17 protein-coding genes and 1 pseudogene are annotated in these 18,169 nt (G+C 62.6%); 7 read left to right on the top strand and 11 right to left on the bottom strand.

Annotated features, from left to right (window positions below):
• Nucleotides 1-36 precede the first annotated feature (36 nt).
• On the top strand, nt 37-1,314 hold the full coding sequence (locus APH28_RS14765) for an acetyl-CoA C-acetyltransferase (protein ID WP_060510476.1): 1,278 nt from the start codon (nt 37-39) through the stop codon (nt 1,312-1,314).
• A gap of 58 nt (nt 1,315-1,372) precedes the next feature.
• Nucleotides 1,373-2,152: a helix-turn-helix transcriptional regulator gene (locus APH28_RS14760; protein WP_060510474.1), complete on the top strand. Its 780-nt coding sequence runs from the start codon at nt 1,373-1,375 to the stop codon at nt 2,150-2,152.
• Between the two features lie 120 nt (nt 2,153-2,272).
• Here the strand turns inward: APH28_RS14760 and APH28_RS29515 are convergent, their stop codons facing one another.
• From APH28_RS29515 to APH28_RS14740, 5 genes and pseudogenes are all read right to left on the bottom strand, one after another.
• Nucleotides 2,273-3,001 (bottom strand): methyl-accepting chemotaxis protein, encoded by a 729-nt coding sequence (locus APH28_RS29515; protein ID WP_371263088.1) that lies wholly within the window; start codon nt 2,999-3,001, stop codon nt 2,273-2,275.
• Nucleotides 3,002-3,130: 129 nt separating this feature from the next.
• Nucleotides 3,131-4,060 (bottom strand): annotated as a pseudogene (locus APH28_RS29510) (sensor histidine kinase); the annotation flags it as partial.
• A 347-nt stretch (nt 4,061-4,407) separates the two neighbouring features.
• Nucleotides 4,408-4,812, bottom strand: coding sequence for a Cu(I)-responsive transcriptional regulator (gene cueR, locus APH28_RS14750; RefSeq protein ID WP_060510470.1), 405 nt, complete (start codon nt 4,810-4,812; stop codon nt 4,408-4,410).
• Entirely contained in the window at nt 4,809-7,208 is a 2,400-nt protein-coding gene (locus tag APH28_RS14745) for a heavy metal translocating P-type ATPase (RefSeq protein WP_060510469.1), read from the bottom strand. The genes cueR and APH28_RS14745 overlap by 4 nt, the downstream gene beginning before the upstream one ends.
• A gap of 57 nt (nt 7,209-7,265) precedes the next feature.
• Nucleotides 7,266-7,652 (bottom strand): hypothetical protein, encoded by a 387-nt coding sequence (locus tag APH28_RS14740; protein ID WP_060510467.1) that lies wholly within the window; start codon nt 7,650-7,652, stop codon nt 7,266-7,268.
• A 147-nt stretch (nt 7,653-7,799) separates the two neighbouring features.
• Between APH28_RS14740 and APH28_RS14735 the strand changes: the two genes are divergently transcribed.
• Complete coding sequence (locus APH28_RS14735) at nt 7,800-7,997, top strand: heavy-metal-associated domain-containing protein (RefSeq protein ID WP_060510465.1); 198 nt, start codon at nt 7,800-7,802, stop codon at nt 7,995-7,997.
• 106 nt (nt 7,998-8,103) lie between these two features.
• The gene (locus APH28_RS14730; RefSeq protein WP_060510463.1) at nt 8,104-9,285 is read left to right on the top strand and encodes a multidrug effflux MFS transporter; all 1,182 of its coding nucleotides are present in this window, start codon (nt 8,104-8,106) and stop codon (nt 9,283-9,285) included.
• Here APH28_RS14730 and APH28_RS29180 read toward each other — a convergent pair.
• On the bottom strand, nt 9,236-9,433 hold the full coding sequence (locus tag APH28_RS29180; RefSeq protein WP_082432304.1) for a hypothetical protein: 198 nt from the start codon (nt 9,431-9,433) through the stop codon (nt 9,236-9,238). The two genes, APH28_RS14730 and APH28_RS29180, sit on opposite strands and share 50 nt — an antisense overlap.
• Nucleotides 9,434-9,868: 435 nt before the next feature.
• On the opposite strand from APH28_RS29180, the gene APH28_RS14725 reads away from it, so the two are divergent.
• Entirely contained in the window at nt 9,869-10,576 is a 708-nt protein-coding gene (locus APH28_RS14725; RefSeq protein WP_060510461.1) for a helix-turn-helix transcriptional regulator, read from the top strand.
• Nucleotides 10,577-10,581: 5 nt separating this feature from the next.
• Here the strand turns inward: APH28_RS14725 and APH28_RS14720 are convergent, their stop codons facing one another.
• From APH28_RS14720 to APH28_RS14700, 5 genes are all read right to left on the bottom strand, one after another.
• A complete protein-coding gene (locus tag APH28_RS14720; protein WP_060510459.1) occupies nt 10,582-11,529 on the bottom strand; it encodes an adenosine deaminase in 948 nt (315 codons plus the stop codon).
• An 84-nt stretch (nt 11,530-11,613) separates the two neighbouring features.
• Nucleotides 11,614-12,300: an SDR family oxidoreductase gene (locus APH28_RS14715; RefSeq protein ID WP_060510457.1), complete on the bottom strand. Its 687-nt coding sequence runs from the start codon at nt 12,298-12,300 to the stop codon at nt 11,614-11,616.
• Nucleotides 12,301-12,667: 367 nt separating this feature from the next.
• Nucleotides 12,668-13,252: a YigZ family protein gene (locus APH28_RS14710; RefSeq protein ID WP_060510455.1), complete on the bottom strand. Its 585-nt coding sequence runs from the start codon at nt 13,250-13,252 to the stop codon at nt 12,668-12,670.
• 9 nt (nt 13,253-13,261) lie between these two features.
• Nucleotides 13,262-13,924 (bottom strand): TetR/AcrR family transcriptional regulator, encoded by a 663-nt coding sequence (locus APH28_RS14705; RefSeq protein WP_060510453.1) that lies wholly within the window; start codon nt 13,922-13,924, stop codon nt 13,262-13,264.
• Nucleotides 13,925-14,014: 90 nt separating this feature from the next.
• Entirely contained in the window at nt 14,015-14,932 is a 918-nt protein-coding gene (locus APH28_RS14700; protein ID WP_054886800.1) for a LysR family transcriptional regulator, read from the bottom strand.
• Between the two features lie 118 nt (nt 14,933-15,050).
• Here APH28_RS14700 and APH28_RS14695 point away from each other — a divergent pair, with 118 nt between their 5' ends.
• Together APH28_RS14695 and APH28_RS14690 are read left to right on the top strand one after the other, a co-directional pair.
• Nucleotides 15,051-16,397, top strand: a complete 1,347-nt coding sequence (locus APH28_RS14695; RefSeq protein ID WP_060510451.1) for an aspartate aminotransferase family protein — start codon at nt 15,051-15,053, stop codon at nt 16,395-16,397.
• Nucleotides 16,398-16,470: 73 nt separating this feature from the next.
• Nucleotides 16,471-17,964 (top strand): CoA-acylating methylmalonate-semialdehyde dehydrogenase, encoded by a 1,494-nt coding sequence (locus APH28_RS14690; RefSeq protein ID WP_060510448.1) that lies wholly within the window; start codon nt 16,471-16,473, stop codon nt 17,962-17,964.
• Nucleotides 17,965-18,169: the final 205 nt, after the last annotated feature.

The following is an 18,169-nucleotide window of genomic DNA, read 5'->3' as shown; positions in this document are numbered from 1 at the left end:
CTGTACGGATCAATTTGTTTCAGGAGGAACACACGCATGCGTTCAACTCGCCGGGTCGCGATCCTGGGCGGCAACCGTATCCCCTTCGCCCGCTCCAACGGCGCCTACGCCAGCGCCAGCAACCAGGCGATGCTGACCGTAGCCCTGGAAGGCTTGATCGAGCGCTATCGCCTGCACGGGTTGTGCCTGGGTGAAGTGGTGGCAGGGGCGGTGCTTAAGCACTCGCGGGACATGAACCTGACCCGCGAATGCGTGCTCGGCTCGCGCCTGTCGCCACAGACGCCGGCCTACGACATCCAGCAGGCCTGCGGCACGGGCCTGGAAGCCGCCCTGCTGGTGGCCAACAAGATTGCCCTCGGGCAGATCGACTGTGGCATCGCCGGTGGCGTGGACACCACGTCCGATGCCCCTATCGGCGTCAACGAGGGGCTGCGGCGTATCCTCTTGCAGGCCAACCGCGGCAAGACATTGGCAGAGCGGCTCAAGCCGTTCCTGCAATTGCGCCCCAGCCACCTGAAACCCGAACTGCCGCGCAATGGCGAGCCCCGCACCGGGTTGTCGATGGGCGAGCATTGCGAACGCATGGCGCAAACCTGGGGCATCGACCGCGCCGAGCAAGACGCGCTGGCGCTGCGCAGCCATCAGCAACTGGCAGCCTCGTACAGCGAAGGCTGGCAGAATGACCTGCTGACACCCTTCCTGGGCCTGACCCGTGACAACAACCTGCGCACTGATCTGACCTTGGAGCAACTGGCCAGGCTCAAGCCGTCATTCGACCGCAGCGGGCTGGGCACGTTGACGCCGGGTAATTCCACGCCGTTGACCGATGGTGCCTCGCTGGTGCTGCTTGGCAGCGAACAGTGGGCACAGGAGCAGGGCTTGCCGGTGCTGGCCTACCTGGTCGATGGCGAAACCGCTGCGGTGGATTTCGTCACCGGGCGCGAAGGGTTGCTGATGGCGCCGGTCTACGCCGTGCCGCGCCTGCTGGCGCGCAATGGCCTGACCTTGCAGGACTTCGATTATTACGAAGTCCACGAAGCCTTCGCGGCGCAAGTGTTGTGCACGCTCAAGGCATGGGAGGATGCCGAATATTGTCGCGACAAGCTGGGGCTTGAAGCACCACTGGGTGCCATCGATCGCAGCAAGCTCAACGTCAAAGGCAGCTCGTTGGCGGCAGGCCACCCGTTCGCGGCTACCGGAGGGCGGATATTGGCCAACCTGGCGAAGTTGCTGGCCAAGGCGGGGAAAGGACGTGGCTTGATATCCATCTGCGCTGCGGGAGGGCAAGGGGTCACGGTGATCGTCGAGCGCTGAACGAAGGGCGGTAGCGATCTCTGTTAGGCTTGTCTGCTCAGAACAACAAGAATTCACTATGCAGACGATCGGACATCCCCGCGCCATTCCTGCCCTGGACCAGTTGCCCAGGCCGCTCTATGCCCGCGCCGAAAGTCTCGGCGCCGGCTCCTGGACGACTCGCCACAGCCACGACTGGGTGCAGTTTTCCTACGCCATCAGCGGTGTATTGGGGGTGTATACCGACGATGGCAGCTACTTCGCCCCACCGCAGTGGGGTGTATGGATACCGGCCGATGCTGAACATGAAGTGGTGACCTCCGGGCAAGCTGAAATGCGCAGCTTGTATATCCGACGTGATGCCTGCCTTTGGGCGCCGGCGCAATGCCGGGTGCTTGAAGTGACGCCGTTGGCGCGGGAGCTGATCAAGCAGTTCTGCTTGTTGCCAGCTGAATACACGGAAGGCGACAGCGTCGAAGGGCGACTGGTGGCGGTGTTGCTCGATCAGTTACGTACCTTGCCCCAGGTGGGGTTCTCGCTGCCGCTGCCGCGCCATCCCGGCTTGCTGGCACTGTGCAATGGCCTGATCGCTGCGCCAGATCAGGTGCAGACCCTGCAGCAATGGGCGGTGCAGTTGGGCTGTTCGGAAAAGACCTTGATGCGCTTGTTCCAGCGGGAGACCGGGTTGAGTTTTCGCAACTGGCGCCAGCGCATGCGGCTGTTGTCGTCGCTGGCGTTGCTGGAGGCGGGGGAGAGTGTGACCGAGGCGGCGCTGGGCTGTGGCTATGATTCGACTTCGGCTTACATTGCGGCCTTCAAGCAGTTGTTCGGGTCGACACCCGGAGAACTGAAGCTTTGATGTTACCTGCGCCGGCCTCTTCGCGGGCACGCCCGCTCCTACAGGGACAGCACACAGCCTGAAGGCAGTGAGATCCCTGTGGGAGCGGGCGTGCCCGCGAAGAGGGCAGTGCAGGAGTACTCAGGTGCGGAAGCGACGCACCAGCGAATCCAGTTCATTGGACAGCCCGGCCAGGCTCTCGGAGTCCTGACGCGCCGCCTGGGCCAGCTCGGCCACCAACTGCGCATCGCCGTGAATCTGACTGATATGGCGGTTGATGTCTTCGGCCACCTGATGCTGTTCTTCCGCCGCCGTGGCGATCTGCGTGTTCATGTCACGGATGATGTCCACCGACTCTCGAATCTGCCCGAAGCTGTCACGGGCCAAGCCGATGCGGCTGACCGACTGTTGCGACACTTCCAGGCTGGCGTGCATTTGCTCGGCCACTTCGGCGGTGCGGCTGGCCAGGTTGCCCAGCAAACCATCGATCTCGGCAGTGGAGTCGGCGGTGCGCTTGGCCAGGGCGCGTACCTCGTCGGCTACCACGGCAAAGCCACGGCCTTGTTCGCCGGCCCGGGCCGCTTCGATGGCTGCGTTGAGAGCCAGCAGGTTGGTCTGCTCGGCAATCGAGCGGATGGTGCCGAGGATAGACTGGATGGCGTTGCTGTCACGCTCCAGTTGCTGGATTGACTGGGCCGACTGCTCGATCTCCTGGCTCAGGCGGTCGACGCTGCTGACCGCCGCGTCGATCTGTTGCTGGCCTTCGCGCGCCTGTTGCTGGCCGCTGTCGGCCGATTGCGCGGCCTGGCTGCAGGAGCGGGCAACTTCGTTGGCCGTGGCGACCATTTCGTGGAAGGCGGTGGAGACCATGTCCACGGCCTCACGCTGGCGCCCGGCCGCCTCGGCCATGTCGCCGGAAACCCGGGTGGAGCTGGTGGAGGTGCTGAGGATCTTGCTGGCGGCCGAGCCGATGTGCTGGATCAGGCTGCGGATGGCGCCCAGGAACTGGTTGAACCAGTTGGCCAGTTGTGCGGTTTCGTCGCGCCCGCGCACGTCAAGGTTCCGGGTCAGGTCGCCTTCGCCCTGGGCAATGTCTTCCAGGCCGCTGGTGACGCTGTTGATCGGGCGCACGATGAGTTTGGCGAAGGCTGTACCCACCACGGCGAACAGTGCCGCCAGCACCAGCGCGATGGCGCCGATCAGCCAGGTCAGGCGGGTAGTGGTCTGCATCACTTCGCCTTGCTGGGTCAGGCCGATGAAGGTCCAGCCCAACTGCTCGTCCGGGTAGACGTTGGCCATGTAGCGCTCACCGTTGATCTCGACCTCGACCAGGCCTTTGCCGGCCTTGGCCAGTTCGGCATAGCCATCACCGAAGCTGGCCAGCTGCTTGAAGTTGTGGCTGGCATCGCGTGGATCGACCATCACGTTGCCGTTGTTTTCCACCAGCATCAGGTAGCCGCTTTCGCCCAGCTTGATCTGCTTGATGATCTCGGTCAGGCCCTTGAGCGACACGTCGATGTTGACCACACCGCCCGGGTTGCCAAGCTGGTTGGCCACCGCGCGCACGGTGCTGACCAGCACGGCATCGTCGGCAGCCCAGTAATAGGCGCCAGTGCGCACGGTTTTGCCGGGGTTGGCCATGGCCAGTTGGTACCACGGACGGGGGCGCGGGTCATAGTTGACGAACTTCTGCCCGGCCGGCCAGCCAACGTAGCCGCCATCGCTCACACCGTAGGACACATAGGCATAGCCAGGGTGGGATTCGGCCAGGCGGGTGAAGAATTCGAGCAGTTGCTTGTCCTGATCGCCCAGCTCGTAGGACGGGGAGGCGCTCATGAACTTGTTCAGGTTGCTACCGGTTGCCGCCACCATCGGTTGCGAGGCCAGGTAGGCGACGTTCTGGTCGATGCCCTGGAAGAAGATGTTCATCGCGTTACTGACCTGGCGGATTTCCCGGCTGCTGCTGTCGAGGAAGCCATCGCGGGCTTCGCCACGCAGGTTGATCACCACCAAGGTGGCCACGAGGACGATAGGCAAGCCCGCGATGATCGCGAACGCCCAGGTCAGTTTCTGTTTGATGTTCATCGAAGCTCCCGGAATTTATTTTTTGGCACGCGAGGCAGGTAGTAACTACATCGGCAGCGTCCGGGTTTTTTTTAGCAGAAGCGCCCGTGTTTATTGGGCGAAGTCGCATTTGGCGACTATTCGGTCGGCTTTAGGCTAATATGGCATACCAAAGTGATGTGGCGTGCTGATGCCAGCACGCCACAAGCATTTCAATGGCAGCACCCTGCGCCATTGGCCAGGTCTTTCAGAATCGGGCAATCGGGGCGGTCGTCCCCTTGGCAGTGGGCAACCAGATCACCCAGCGTGTCACGCAAACTCACCAGTTCTTCGATGCGTCGGTTCAGCTCGTCAATATGCTGCATGGCCAGTGCCTTGACGTCGGCGCTGGCACGTCCGCGGTCCTGCCACAGGGTCAACAGCTTGCCCACCTCATCCAGCGAAAATCCAAGGTCACGGGAGCGTTTGATGAAGGCCAGGCTGTGCAGGTCTTCGGCCTGGTACAAACGGTAGCCGCTGTCACTGCGCGTGGCCGGCTTGAGCAGGCCGATGGATTCGTAATAGCGGATCATCTTGGTGCTGAGCCCGCTGCGGCGGGCTGCCTGGCCAATGTTCATCGGGCCTCCTGCGAGGGGCTGGTGGGTTTCCAAGTCTTCAGCCACAGGGCATTGCTGACCACGCTGACGCTGGACAGCGCCATGGCGGCGCCGGCCAGCACCGGGTTGAGATAGCCCAGTGCGGCCAGGGGAATGCCGATCAGGTTATAGATGAAGGCCCAGAACAGATTCTGGCGGATTTTCGCGTAGGTCTTGCGGCTGATTTCCAGCGCGGCGGGCACCAGCCGCGGGTCGCCGCGCATCAGGGTAATGCCGGCAGCCTGCATGGCCACGTCGGTGCCACCGCCCATGGCGATGCCGATGTCGGCGGCGGCCAGGGCCGGGGCGTCGTTGATGCCGTCGCCGACCATCGCCACCACACCCTCCTTTTTCAGAGCGGCCACGGTGGCGGCCTTGTCAGCCGGCAACACTTCGGCGTGCACGTCGTCGATACCGAGGGCATCGGCCACCACCTTGGCGCTGCCGCGGTTGTCGCCGGTCAGCAGGTGGCTGCTGATGTGGCGGGCGTGCAGGGCGGCGATGGCCTGCTCGGCGCCTGGTTTCAGGCTGTCACCGAAGGCGAACAGACCGAGCACGCGAGGCGCCGCGCCACGTTCGATGAGCCACGACAGGGTGCGGCCTTCAGCTTCCCAGGCTTGAGCCTTGCCGGCCAGTTCGCCGGGTTGCAGATGGCTTTCGTCGAGCAGGCGGCGGTTGCCCAATGCCAGCTCGCGGCCTTCCACGCGCCCGGCAATGCCGCGGCCGGTAAGTGATTGGCTGTCTGTGACGGCGGGTACCTCCAGGCCTTGCTCGGCGCAGGCATCCAGCACCGCCTTGGCCAATGGGTGTTCGCTGCCGCGCTGCAGCGCACCGGCGAGGCGATGCAGGTCGGCGCTGTCAGCGGCCACTGCCTGGCTGTGGACCACGCGCGGGCTACCGGAGGTAAGGGTGCCGGTCTTGTCGAACACCACGCGATTGACCGCATGGGCGCGCTCCAGCGCTTCGGCGTCCTTGATCAGGATACCGTGGCGGGCGGCGACACCCGTGCCGGCCATGATCGCCGCTGGCGTGGCCAGGCCCAAGGCGCAGGGGCAGGCGATCACCAGCACGGCGACGGCATTGATCAGCGCAGTCTCCAGCGGCGCACCGGTCAGCCACCAGCCAAACAAGGTGAGCAAGGCCAGCACCAGCACGGCGGGCACAAAGACCTGGCTGACCCGGTCGACCAGTTTCTGGATGGGCGCCTTGGCCGCTTGTGCGTCTTCGACCAGGCGGATGATGCGGGCCAGCACGGTCTCGGTGCCCAGCGCCTGGGTACGCACCAGCAGCCGACCTTCGCCGTTGATGGCACCGCCGGTGACGCTGTCGCCGGGGTGCTTGGGTACTGGCAGGCTCTCGCCGCTGATCAGTGCTTCGTCAGCGTGGCTGCTGCCTTCTTCTACTGCGCCGTCGACCGGGAAGCGCTCGCCAGGTTTGACCAGTACTAGGTCGCCAAGGCGCAACTGGGCGATCGCCACGTCCTCTTCGCGGCCGTCGATCACGCGTACGGCACGTTCTGGGCGTAGTGCTTCGAGGGCACGGATGGCGCTGGCGGTCTGGCGCTTGGCCCGGCTTTCGAGGTACTTGCCCAGCAGTACGAGGGCAATGACCACTGCCGAAGCCTCGAAATAAAGGTGGGGTGCCATGCCAGCCGGTGCCTTGGCCCATTGATACAGGCTCAGGCCATAGCCCGCGGTGGTGCCCAGGGCGACCAGCAGGTCCATGTTGCCGGCGCCGGCGCGCACGGCTTTGTAGGCGGCTTTGTAGAAGCGTGCGCCAAGAATGAACTGCACCGGGGTGGCCAGCGCGAACTGCGCCCAGGCGGGGAGCATCCAGTGCAGGCCGAATGGCTGCACCAGCATTGGCACCACCAAGGGCAGCGCCAGCAACAGCGCGGCAGCGACGGCCAGGCGCTCGTTGCGCAGGCGCCGTTGGGCATTTTCCTGATCGTCCTTGGCGGCGTTCGGCAGGTTGGCGCTGTAGCCGGCTTTTTCGACAGCGGCGATCAGCAGTGCGTCATCGAACGCCTGCAGCACTTCAAGGTGAGCACGCTCACTGGCCAGGTTGACGCTGACCTGTTCAACCCCCGGCAACTTGCCAAGCGCGCGCTCGACACGGCCGACGCAGCTGGCGCAGGTCATGCCGCCGATCTGCAATTCCACAGTCCGGGTCGGCACGCCATAGCCAGCGCCGCGCACGGCCTCGACCAGGGCTGGCAGGCTGTCGGCGGGGGCCTGGACCCTGGCGAGTTCGGTGGCGAGGTTGACGCTGACCTGATCAGCGCCGCTGACCTTGCGCAGGGCGCGCTCGACACGGCCAGCACAGCTGGCGCAGGTCATGCCGGAGATCGGCAGGTCGAATGTGGTAGATGCGGGCATGGCTCTCCTCCTTGGCAGGGCTTCAGCATCAGCATCAACCTTGCCACGCAGGGAAGGTCAATAGCCCAGGTTGGCTCGCTTCAGCTCAAGGCCATTGTGGCCCATGGCGATGCGGTACTTGCTGATCTGGCCCGCTTGCAGGTTGAGTCGCGTGCTGCGTTGGTCCTCGATGCCGGGGGCACAGCCAGGCATCTGTCCGGGCAGCAGGCGCAGGCGCACGTCGACCGGGCCGGGCGGCAGGTTGAAGGACGTGGACTGTTCCTGGAACACGCGGCCGGAGAGCTGATCGTTGAGGTACACGCCGATTTCGCAGCTGGTGGCCACTTCCAGGCGTTCCCGGGAAATGATCAGTACGCTGTAGTCCGAGTTGCCCTCGGCGCTGGCCGGCGGCACGGCGGCCAGTGCGGCCAACAGCCCGACAACGCCCACTGCTGTCCTGAACATGATGAATCTCCTGCTTGCACAAATCGTCAAAGGCGCAGCTTGGCTGAGGACTGCGCGGATTTCCAGCCCGGCCGTTGCGCGCAGAACTTGACCTTGCCCCGATGGCAAGCTTGAAACTGCGCAAAACCCCTGAAGGAGGCAGTACCCATGCAAGTGTTCAACGTTCAAGGCATGACCTGTGGCCACTGTGTCAAAGCAGTGACTCGCGCGGTACAGGAGCAGGATGCTCAAGCCGTGGTGGAAGTCGATCTGGCGGGCAAGAAAGTGCATGTGCAAAGCGCGCTGGCTGCCGAGCAGGTGGTGGCCGCCATTCGTGAAGAAGGTTACCAGGCCGAGGTGGCCTGAACCGATGGGTCGCACTGCGGCCCAGTTTTTGTTTCAAATGTTTTCATGCTGAGGGTGGCCACTGCAGGTAGACTTAGCGGCTTGCTTAGCCTGCTATGGATTCCTGATGAACCTGCGAATGGTGCTGATTCTGGGCGCATTGAGTGCGTTCGGGCCCTTGGCGATCGATTTTTACCTGCCCGCCTTCCCGGCCATGGCGCAGGCGTTCGCCACCGATGAAAAACACATACAGGCCACCCTGGCGGCCTATTTCCTCGGCCTGTCGATCGGCCAGCTGGCCTACGGGCCGGTGGCGGACCGTTTTGGTCGACGCAAGCCGTTGCTGTTCGGCGTGGCGCTGTTCACCTTGGCCTCGCTGGGTTGTGCCTACGCACCTAACCTCGACACCTTGATTGTGGCGCGCTTTGTCCAGGCATTGGGCGGTTGCGCCGGCATGGTGCTGTCGCGGGCCATTGTCAGTGACAAGTGCGACCCGGTGGCTTCGGCCAAGGTGTTCTCGCAGTTGATGCTGGTAATGGGCCTGGCACCGATCCTTGCGCCGATGCTGGGCGGAGTCCTGGTGAACGTGGCCGGTTGGCAGTCGATCTTCCTGGCGCTGAGCCTGTTCAGCGCTGCCAGCCTGCTGGCGGTCAGCCTGGGATTGCCAGAGAGCCTGCCGGCGCATATGCCGCGCCAGCCGCTGTCAGGTGCATTGCGCCAATACCTGCGCTTGTTGGCCGATCGTGTGTTCATTGGCCACGCCTTGACTGGCGGTATCGCCATTGCCGGGATGTTTGCCTACATCGCCGGTTCGCCTTTCGTATTCATCAAGCTCTATGGCGTGCCCGCAGAACACTATGGCTGGCTGTTCGGTACCAACGCGGCGGGTTTCATTCTCGTGGCCCAGGTCAATGCGCGCCTGCTGGCCAAGCGCGGCCCGGCATTCTTGCTGGTGCGCGCAGTCTGGCTGTACCTCGCCGCAGGCCTGGCACTACTGGCGGTCGCCGCCCTGCGCCCAGCGCAGTTGTGGCCATTGCTGGTGCCGCTGTTCGTCTGTATTGCCAGCCTGGGTTGCATCATCCCCAACGCCTCGGCCTGCGCCATGAGTGGCCAGGGCGCGCGTGCGGGCAGCGCGTCTGCGCTGATGGGCTGCGTGCAGTTCAGCGTCGCGGCCGGTGCGGCGTCGCTGGTCGGTGTGCTGCATGACGGCACTGCAGTGCCCATGACCTTGGTGATCAGCCTGTGCGGTGCACTGGTGGTCAGTGTCGCGCTGTTGACCCAGCGTTTGCAGGCCAGGCGTCCAGCATGAGTGGGTGAGGTGCCTGCAGGCGGGTTTCCAAGGTCGCGACGAAGGCCCGTGCTTCGGCCTCGCTGCGGAAACTCACCACATGCTGGTCGAGCCTCACCTGCCAAGGGCAGTTGGGGTTGCGGTTCGACGCACTGACGACAATCTTCATCGCGGCATACCTCCGATTGAGGGGGGAGCGGCTCAAGTGTAGCGCTGCGGACACTGGGTGCCCGGTGTTCTGACTGGCGGTCAGGGTACTTTCCCAATGGCTTGTCTGACGTTTCCCGGGGTAATACCTGAATTGCTGTGGAAGCTTCGCTTTCATTTGAGCTATTTGAGGAAGCGCGCTGTCAGTCGAGTCGTTGCTCGCTCGGGGTGACTCTTCCTCATGCCCTGTATTTTCCTTCCTTCTTCACGTTGAGTTGATTTTCAACACCGTGTTGGCGCCTTCGAGGGTTGCCGTACCCAGTGCCGTTTGAGCCTGCCGCAGCATGCGCGGGGCTGCCGGGAGGGGCGCGGGTGCGGCTTATACTGGCGGCTGGGCAGCTTTCATGGGGGCTAGCCTCTGGAAACCAGACGTGATCATGCGGGGAGATACAGGGACATGAATGCAGTCAGCAGTATCAGTCAGATTGCCGGCCTGATGGCCGACCCCAAGCGTAGCGCGATGTTGTGGGCGCTAATCGATGGCACACCGCGGCCGACCGATGAACTGGCGATGATGGCCGGGCTGACTGCGTCGTCGGCCTGTGCCCACCTTTCGTTGCTGTCTTCGGCCGGCCTGCTCAGGCTCGAGGCACGTGGGCGCAAGCGTTACTTCAGGCTCGCGACACCTCAGGTGGGCGTTGCTGTCGAAGCGCTGGCCAGCGTCCAGCTGGTGTCGGAAAAGAGATCGCGCACGGAGGTGCTGCAGTTGCCGATGTCAATGCGCAGGGCGCGTCGCTGTGGTGATCACCTGGGTGGGGAGCTTGCGGGCGAGTTGTATCACCGGCTGGTGGTGGCGGGCTGGCTGGAAGGGAGTGATCGGCAGCTGATGGTCAGCGAGGAGGGGCGCACCCAGCTGGCTGCCATAGGAGTCTACATAGATGCACTGGCGACACGGCAGCAGCGCGGCTGCGTGATCTGCCATTGCACTGAGTGGAGCGACCAAGGGCCGCACCTGGGCGGCAGCCTTGGTCAGGCATTGCTTAAACTGTTTCTGCAGTCCGGCTGGATTCGCGAGCCTGAAGGCACGCGGGTATTGCAGATTTCTGCCGAAGGTGTGCAGCAGATCAACCGCATAGCCCGCGTGACCACCTTGCAGGTCGGCTGACGGCGTCAGACCAGGCGAGCATCCAGGCTGTTCTGCGCCAGGCGGCGGGCCTGGTCTTCGGTCATGCCCAAGTGAGTGTGCAGGGCATGGAAGTTCTCGGTGACGTAACCGCCGAAGTAGGCCGGGTCGTCCGAGTTCACCGTCACCTTCACGCCACGCTCGAGCATGTCGAGGATGTTGTGCTGGCTCATGTGGTCGAACACGCAAAGCTTGGTGTTCGACAGCGGGCAGACGGTGAGCGGAATCTGCTCGTCGATGATGCGTTGCATCAGGCGTTCGTCTTCGATGGCGCGTACGCCGTGGTCGATGCGCTTGATCTGCAGCAGGTCGAGGGCTTCCCAGATGTACTCGGGTGGGCCTTCCTCGCCAGCGTGGGCCACGGCCACGAAGCCTTCGCTGCGGGCACGGTCGAACACGCGCTGGAACTTGCTCGGCGGGTGGCCCATTTCCGAGCTGTCCAGGCCGACGGCAATGAAGGCGTCACGGAAGGGCAGGGCCTGGTCGAGGGTCTTCTGCGCTTCGTCTTCGCTGAGGTGGCGCAGGAAGCTGAGGATCAGGCCGCTGCTGATGCCCAGTTGCTCGCGGCCGTCCTTCAGGGCCTGGTTGATGCCATTGAGCACGACTTCGAACGGGATGCCGCGGTCGGTGTGGGTCTGCGGATCAAAGAACGGTTCGGTGTGGATCACATTCTGCGCCTTGCAGCGCTGCAGGTAGGCCCAGGTCAGGTCGTAGAAGTCCTGCTCGGTGCGCAGCACGTCCGCGCCTTGGTAATACAGGTCGAGGAATTCCTGCAGGTTGTTGAAGGCGTAGGCGCTGCGCAGGGCTTCCACGTCGTTCCACGGCAGGGCGATCTTGTTGCGCTCGGCCAGGGCGAACAGCAGTTCAGGTTCCAGTGAACCTTCAAGGTGCAGGTGCAGTTCTGCCTTGGGCAGGGCATTGAGCCAGTCATACATAGGAGGGATGTCTCGAATCAGGTACGGTTGCCGCCATTCTACAGGGCCTGGCCGGGCATTGCGCCCGGCCGGTCGGTATTCACTTCACCAGGTGAGTGATTCGCCTTTGTAGTTGATGAAGCGCAGGCCACCGTGGCCACTTTGTGCATTTATCTGGTCGAGCATGCCACGGGTGCTGGTGAGCACGTCGATTTCGGCGTTTTCGCCACCCATATCGGTCCTTACCCAGCCCGGGTGCATGGCCAGCACGCACAGGTCGGGGCGCTGCAGTTCGACCACGAAGCTGTTGATCATCGAATTGAGCGCGGCCTTGCTGGCCTTGTACAGGCAGATCTCGCCACCGTCGGGAATGGTCACGCTGCCCAGGATCGAGCTCATGAATGCCAACACCCCGCTGCCTTCGCGCACTTGGCCGGCCAGGCGTCGGGCGACGCGGATCGGGGCCACGGCGTTGGTCATGAACAGGTCGCCAATGGCCTGGGTATCTACGGTTTCCAGGTCTTGTGGCAAGGGGCCCATGACGCCGGCATTGACGAACACCAGGTCGAACACTTCACCTTGCAAGCGCTGCTTGAGCCCGTCGAGTTGGGCGGTGTCGTTCATTTCAAGCTGTTCGATGCGCACGCCGGGCACACCGGCAAGGGCGCCCGGCTGTTGTGGGTTGCGCACGGTCGCAGTGATGTTCCAGCCATCTTCCTGCAGGCGTTGTACCAAGCCCAGGCCAAGGCCTCGGGATGCGCCGATGATGAGGGCGGTTCTTGAGCTAGCCATGTGAGCGCTCCTTGTTCGGTTGAAGTGAAGGGCTTTGAGCATAATGCAGACGGCCCGCGTCTGCCGTTTCTGAATTCTGCACAAAAAATGATCAATGGGTTGTGGGCGTGAGCGAGCGGGGACTTTGCCCGTTGGTTAACGGGTTATCCACAGCATGATCCACAGTAAATGTGAGCAAGCGCAACGTCAGGGGCTGTGTAATACGTCTGACACACTGGGGATAAGTCACCAAGCGTCAAGCGCTTAGGGCTGTCATCAAATGGTGATCAAAATATGATCAATGCTCTGAAGGCCTTGCTTTTATTGGGCTGTAACGGAGTGCCCCAAGCTTATCCACAGGCCAGCCCACAGTAGTTGTGGGCAAACCTCAGCACGCTTCGAGGATGATCCGGCCGCGGCTCAAGTCGGCCAGTTGCTGTTGCAATGTGGAAAAGTGAGCTTCACCCACGGCAATCTGCAGATCGACGCCATTGGCGGTGAATTGCTCGTCCAGCACCAGGCCATCCACATCGGCCAGGCGCAGCTTCACCAGGGCCAATTCGCTGAAGGTACAACTGCAGGTGTATTCGCTGCGCTGAACCAGCAGGCGCTTGGGCGCTTGCTGCAGGCACTTGTTGGCGCCACCGCCATAGGCACGCGCAAGTCCGCCAGTGCCCAGCTGTATGCCGCCGTACCAGCGGATCACCAGCACCACCACCTGGTCGCAGTCCTGTGCTTCGATGGCCGCCAGGATGGGTCGTCCGGCGGTACCGCCCGGCTCGCCGTCGTCATTGCTGCGGTATTGCCCGCCGATTTTCCACGCCCAGCAGTTGTGGGTGGCGGTCAGGTCGCTGTGGCGTTCGATGAAGCTCATCGCCTCGGCGGCACTGTTGATCGGGCCAGCGAGGGTGATGAAGCGGCTCTTGCGGATTTCCTCGCGAAATTCGCAGAGGTCGAGCAGGGTAGAAGGCATAGATGAACGTCAGGCACTCGGCTTTATGCCGCACCCCTTGAGAATGATGTGGATAAGGTTGTTGCTGGCATCTTCCATGTCTTGCTTGGTCAGCCGGCTGCGGCCGGTGACCTGGCAGATCTGGGTGGCGAAGTCGGCATAGTGCTGGGTGCTGCCCCAGAGCAGGAAGATCAGGTGCACCGGGTCGACCTGGTCCATCTTGCCGGCTTCCATCCAGGCCTGGAATACGGCGGCCCGGCCGCGGAACCATTCGCGGTAGTCGGCGCTGAAGTACTCGGTCAGGCAGGTGCCACCGCTGATCACTTCCATCGCGAAGATGCGCGAGGCCTGCGGGTTGCGCCGGGAGAACTCCATCTTGGTCCGGATGTACTGGCTCAGCGCTTCAGCCGGGTCGTCCTCGACGCTCAGGGCATTGAAGGTGCTGTCCCACAGCTCGATGATGTTGCTCAGCACGGCGATGTACAGGCCGAGCTTGTTGGTAAAGTAGTAATGCAGGTTGGCCTTGGGCAAGCCTGCCTTCAGCGCGATGGTGTTCATGCTGGTGCCTTTGAACCCATGGCGGGCGAATTCGTCTTCGGCGGCCTGGATGATGGCCTGTTCGTTCTTCTGGCGGATGCGGCCGGCGGGCTTGCCCGAGGCGGCGAGGCGATGCGCAGGGACTTCTAGGGTCATGGACGATTCCGGACAGGTCTGTGGCAACGAATGTCGGACAAGATTACCTGCCTGTGCTGGCGTGACAAGCCTTAGCGTCAGAAGCAGGCATCAGCGTGTCGCAGCCAGGCTTTCCAGGAAGCTTTCCAGTACCAGGTTCGGTCGCCGCCCCTTGCGGGTAACCCAGCTCAGGCTAAGGTCGTAAAAGCGTTGCGCCGGCTTGAGTGCACGCAGGCGACCTTGCTGGACCCAGAAGGTCGCGTAATGGTCGGGCAGGTAGCCGATGTAGCGCCCGGTGAGGATCAGGAATGCCATGCCTTCGCGGTCTGAGGCACTGGCGGTGCAATTGAGCGCCTGGTAATGCGCCTGGATTTCGGCGGGCAGTCGGAACGTCGGCGCGATCGCTTCCTGGCTGTTGAGACGATCATCGTCGATCTGCTGATTGTCGGCGTAGAACAACGGATGGCCAACCGCGCAGTAGAGCTGAGAGCGTTCGCTGTACAGCGGTTGGTATTCCAGACCGGATAGCGGGCTGGTCTGCGGAACGACTCCGACGTGCAGGCTGCCGTCCAGTACCCCTTGCTCGACCTGGCTGGGGGCGATCATGCGGATCTGGATGCGCACATCCGGACCGCGGTCCTTGAGCTCGGCCAGGGCGTGGGTGATGCGCATGTGCGGCAGGGTGACCAGGTTGTCGGTCAGGCCAATGTTGAGCTCGCCGCGCAAGTGCTGGTGCAGGCCGTTGACCTCGGTACGGAAGGTTTCCAGCGCACTGAGCAACTGCAGCGCCGAGTGATAGACCTCGCGGCCTTCTTCGGTCAACGAGAAACCGGCACGACCGCGCTGGCACAGGCGCAAACCCAGGCGTTGTTCGAGGTCGTTCATCTGCTGGCTGATAGCCGAGCGGCCAATGCCCAGCACATTCTCCGCAGCCGAAAAACCGCCGCATTCAACAACGCTGCGGTAGATTTTCAGCAGGCGGATGTCGAAATCGCTGACTTGTGCGAGAGGGTCGGGGCGTCGGCTCATAAGTTTAGTCTTGCGCTACCTGAAGATTAGAAATGTAGGCTTTTTCAGACTTTATCCCCGTGCGAATTTAGCTGCAACAACATCCATCGTTGCCTAATCGTCTTCCGAGGAACCGCCGATGAACATGCCCGAAACCGCTTCCGCCGGTATCGCCAGCCAGCTGAAGCTGGATGCCCACTGGATGCCCTATACCGCCAACCGTAACTTCCACCGCGACCCGCGGTTGATCGTGGCGGCCCAAGGCAACTACCTGGTCGATGACAAGGGACGCAAGATTTTCGACGCCCTCTCTGGCCTGTGGACCTGTGGCGCCGGGCATACCCGCAAGGAAATCACTGAAGCGGTCGCACGCCAGCTCGGCACGCTCGATTACTCCCCGGCGTTCCAGTTCGGACACCCGCTGTCGTTCCAGCTGGCGGAGAAAATCGCCGAGCTGACCCCGGGTGATCTGAATCACGTCTTCTATACCAACTCCGGTTCCGAGTGCTGCGACACCGCGCTGAAGATGGTGCGTGCCTACTGGCGCTTGAAAGGCCAGGCCACCAAGACCAAGATCATCGGCCGTGCCCGTGGTTACCACGGGGTAAACATTGCCGGTACCAGCCTGGGTGGCGTCAACGGCAACCGCAAGATGTTCGGCCAGCTGTTGGACGTCGACCACCTGCCTCACACCGTGCTGCCGGTGAACGCTTTCTCCAAAGGCATGCCGGAAGAGGGCGGTATCGCCCTGGCAGATGAAATGCTCAAGCTGATCGAGTTGCACGATGCCTCGAACATTGCCGCGGTGATCGTCGAGCCGCTGGCCGGCTCCGCCGGTGTACTGCCGCCGCCGAAGGGATACTTGAAGCGTCTGCGTGAAATCTGCACCCAGCACAACATCCTGCTCATCTTCGACGAAGTGATTACCGGCTTCGGCCGTATGGGGGCCATGACCGGTTCCGAAGCCTTTGGGGTTACCCCTGACCTGATGTGCATCGCCAAGCAGGTCACCAACGGTGCCATCCCGATGGGGGCGGTCATCGCCACCAGCGAGATCTACCAGACCTTCATGAACCAGCCGACCCCGGAGTATGCGGTGGAATTCCCCCACGGCTACACCTATTCGGCTCACCCAGTAGCCTGCGCCGCCGGTCTCGCCGCGCTCGACCTGTTGCAGAAGGAAAGCCTGGTGCAGTCGGCTGCCGAACTGGCGCCGCACTTCGAGAAGCTGCTGCATGGTGTCAAGGGCACCAAGAATATCGTCGACATTCGTAACTATGGCCTGGCCGGCGCGATCCAGATCGCTGCCCGCGACGGTGATGCCATCGTACGTCCTTACGAAGCGGCGATGAAACTGTGGCAGGCCGGCTTCTATGTGCGCTTCGGTGGCGACACCCTGCAGTTCGGCCCAACCTTCAATACCCAGCCGCAGGAACTGGACCGCCTGTTCGACGCGGTCGGTGAAGCCCTGAACCAGATCGACTGATCTTTCCGCTTTTGACGTAGGGCGCGTGAACCTATCACGTGCCTGCATCAGCCTTCTTTATCTGGAGTTTTGCATGAGCATTGTTCAGCACCTGATCCACGGCGAACTGGTTTCCAAGGGTGAGCGCACCGCCGATGTCTTCAACCCGTCCACCGGCCAGGCGGTACGCAAGGTCGAACTGGCCAGCCGCGCGACCGTGCAGGAAGCCATCGATTCGGCCAAGGCCGCCTTCCCGGCCTGGCGCAATACCCCACCGGCAAAGCGCGCCCAAGTGATGTTCCGCTTCAAGCAACTGCTGGAGCAGAACGAAGCCCGTATCTCGCAAATGATCAGCGAAGAGCACGGCAAGACCTTGGAAGACGCTGCCGGTGAGCTGAAGCGCGGCATCGAGAACGTCGAGTTCGCCTGCGCAGCGCCGGAAGTGCTGAAGGGCGAGTACAGCCGCAACGTCGGCCCGAACATCGACGCCTGGTCCGACTTCCAGCCGTTGGGCGTGGTCGCTGGCATCACGCCGTTCAACTTCCCGGCCATGGTGCCGCTTTGGATGTACCCGCTGGCCATCGCTTGCGGTAACGCCTTCATCCTCAAGCCATCCGAGCGTGACCCGAGCTCCACCCTGTTCATCGCCCAGCTTCTGCTGGAGGCTGGCCTGCCGAAGGGCATCCTCAACGTGGTGCACGGTGACAAGGAAGCGGTGGACGCGCTGATCGAAGCGCCGGAAGTAAAGGCCCTGAGCTTTGTCGGTTCGACCCCGATTGCCGAGTACATCTATGCAGAAGGCACCAAGCGTGGCAAGCGCGTGCAGGCGCTGGGTGGTGCGAAGAACCACGCGGTGCTGATGCCTGATGCCGACCTGGACAACGCGGTCAGCGCGCTAATGGGCGCAGCCTACGGTTCGTGCGGCGAGCGTTGCATGGCTATCTCGGTGGCGGTGTGCGTGGGTGATCAGGTTGCCGATGCACTGATCGCCAAGCTGGAGCCGCAGATCAAGGCGCTGAAGATTGGCGCTGGCACTTCGTGCGGCCTGGACATGGGCCCGCTGGTGACTGCTGCGTCCCGTGACAAGGTTATTGGCTACATTGACGATGGTGTTGCTGCAGGCGCCAAGCTGGTGGTGGATGGCCGGGGCTTGCGTGTGGCAGGTAATGAAGATGGCTACTTCGTGGGTGGCACACTGTTCGACCATGTAACCCCGCAGATGCGCATCTATAAAGAAGAGATCTTCGGCCCGGTGCTGTGCGTGGTGCGCGTGAACAGCCTGGAGCAGGCCATGCAGCTGATCAACGATCATGAGTATGGCAACGGTACCTGCATCTTTACCCGTGACGGTGAAGCGGCGCGCTTGTTCTGTGACGAGATCGAAGTAGGCATGGTGGGTGTCAACGTGCCGCTGCCGGTACCGGTTGCCTACCACAGCTTCGGTGGCTGGAAGCGTTCGCTGTTCGGTGACCTGCATGCCTATGGCCCGGATGGTGTGCGCTTCTATACCCGTCGCAAGGCGATCACGCAGCGTTGGCCGCAGCGTGCCAGCCATGAGGCATCGCAGTTTGCATTCCCTAGCTTGTAACGAATGAGATCAGGCGGGGAGGCCGGCAGGCCTCCCCGCTTTGTTTTTCAGCGATATTAAAGTTTCTTGAAATTAAAGGTTGACGGGATTTCGAATCCCCTTATAATGCGCCCCACTTCCAGCGACATCGGAACGACAAACTCCTTGAAATTCAACGAGTTAGGTTGTTAAGAAATAACTGGAGGGGCTTCGATCGAATGATCGA

Origin of the sequence: Pseudomonas sp. NBRC 111124 (assembly GCF_001320245.1) — a bacterium.
GTDB lineage: Bacteria > Pseudomonadota > Gammaproteobacteria > Pseudomonadales > Pseudomonadaceae > Aquipseudomonas.
This window is presented reverse-complemented; position numbering and strand designations above follow the sequence as displayed.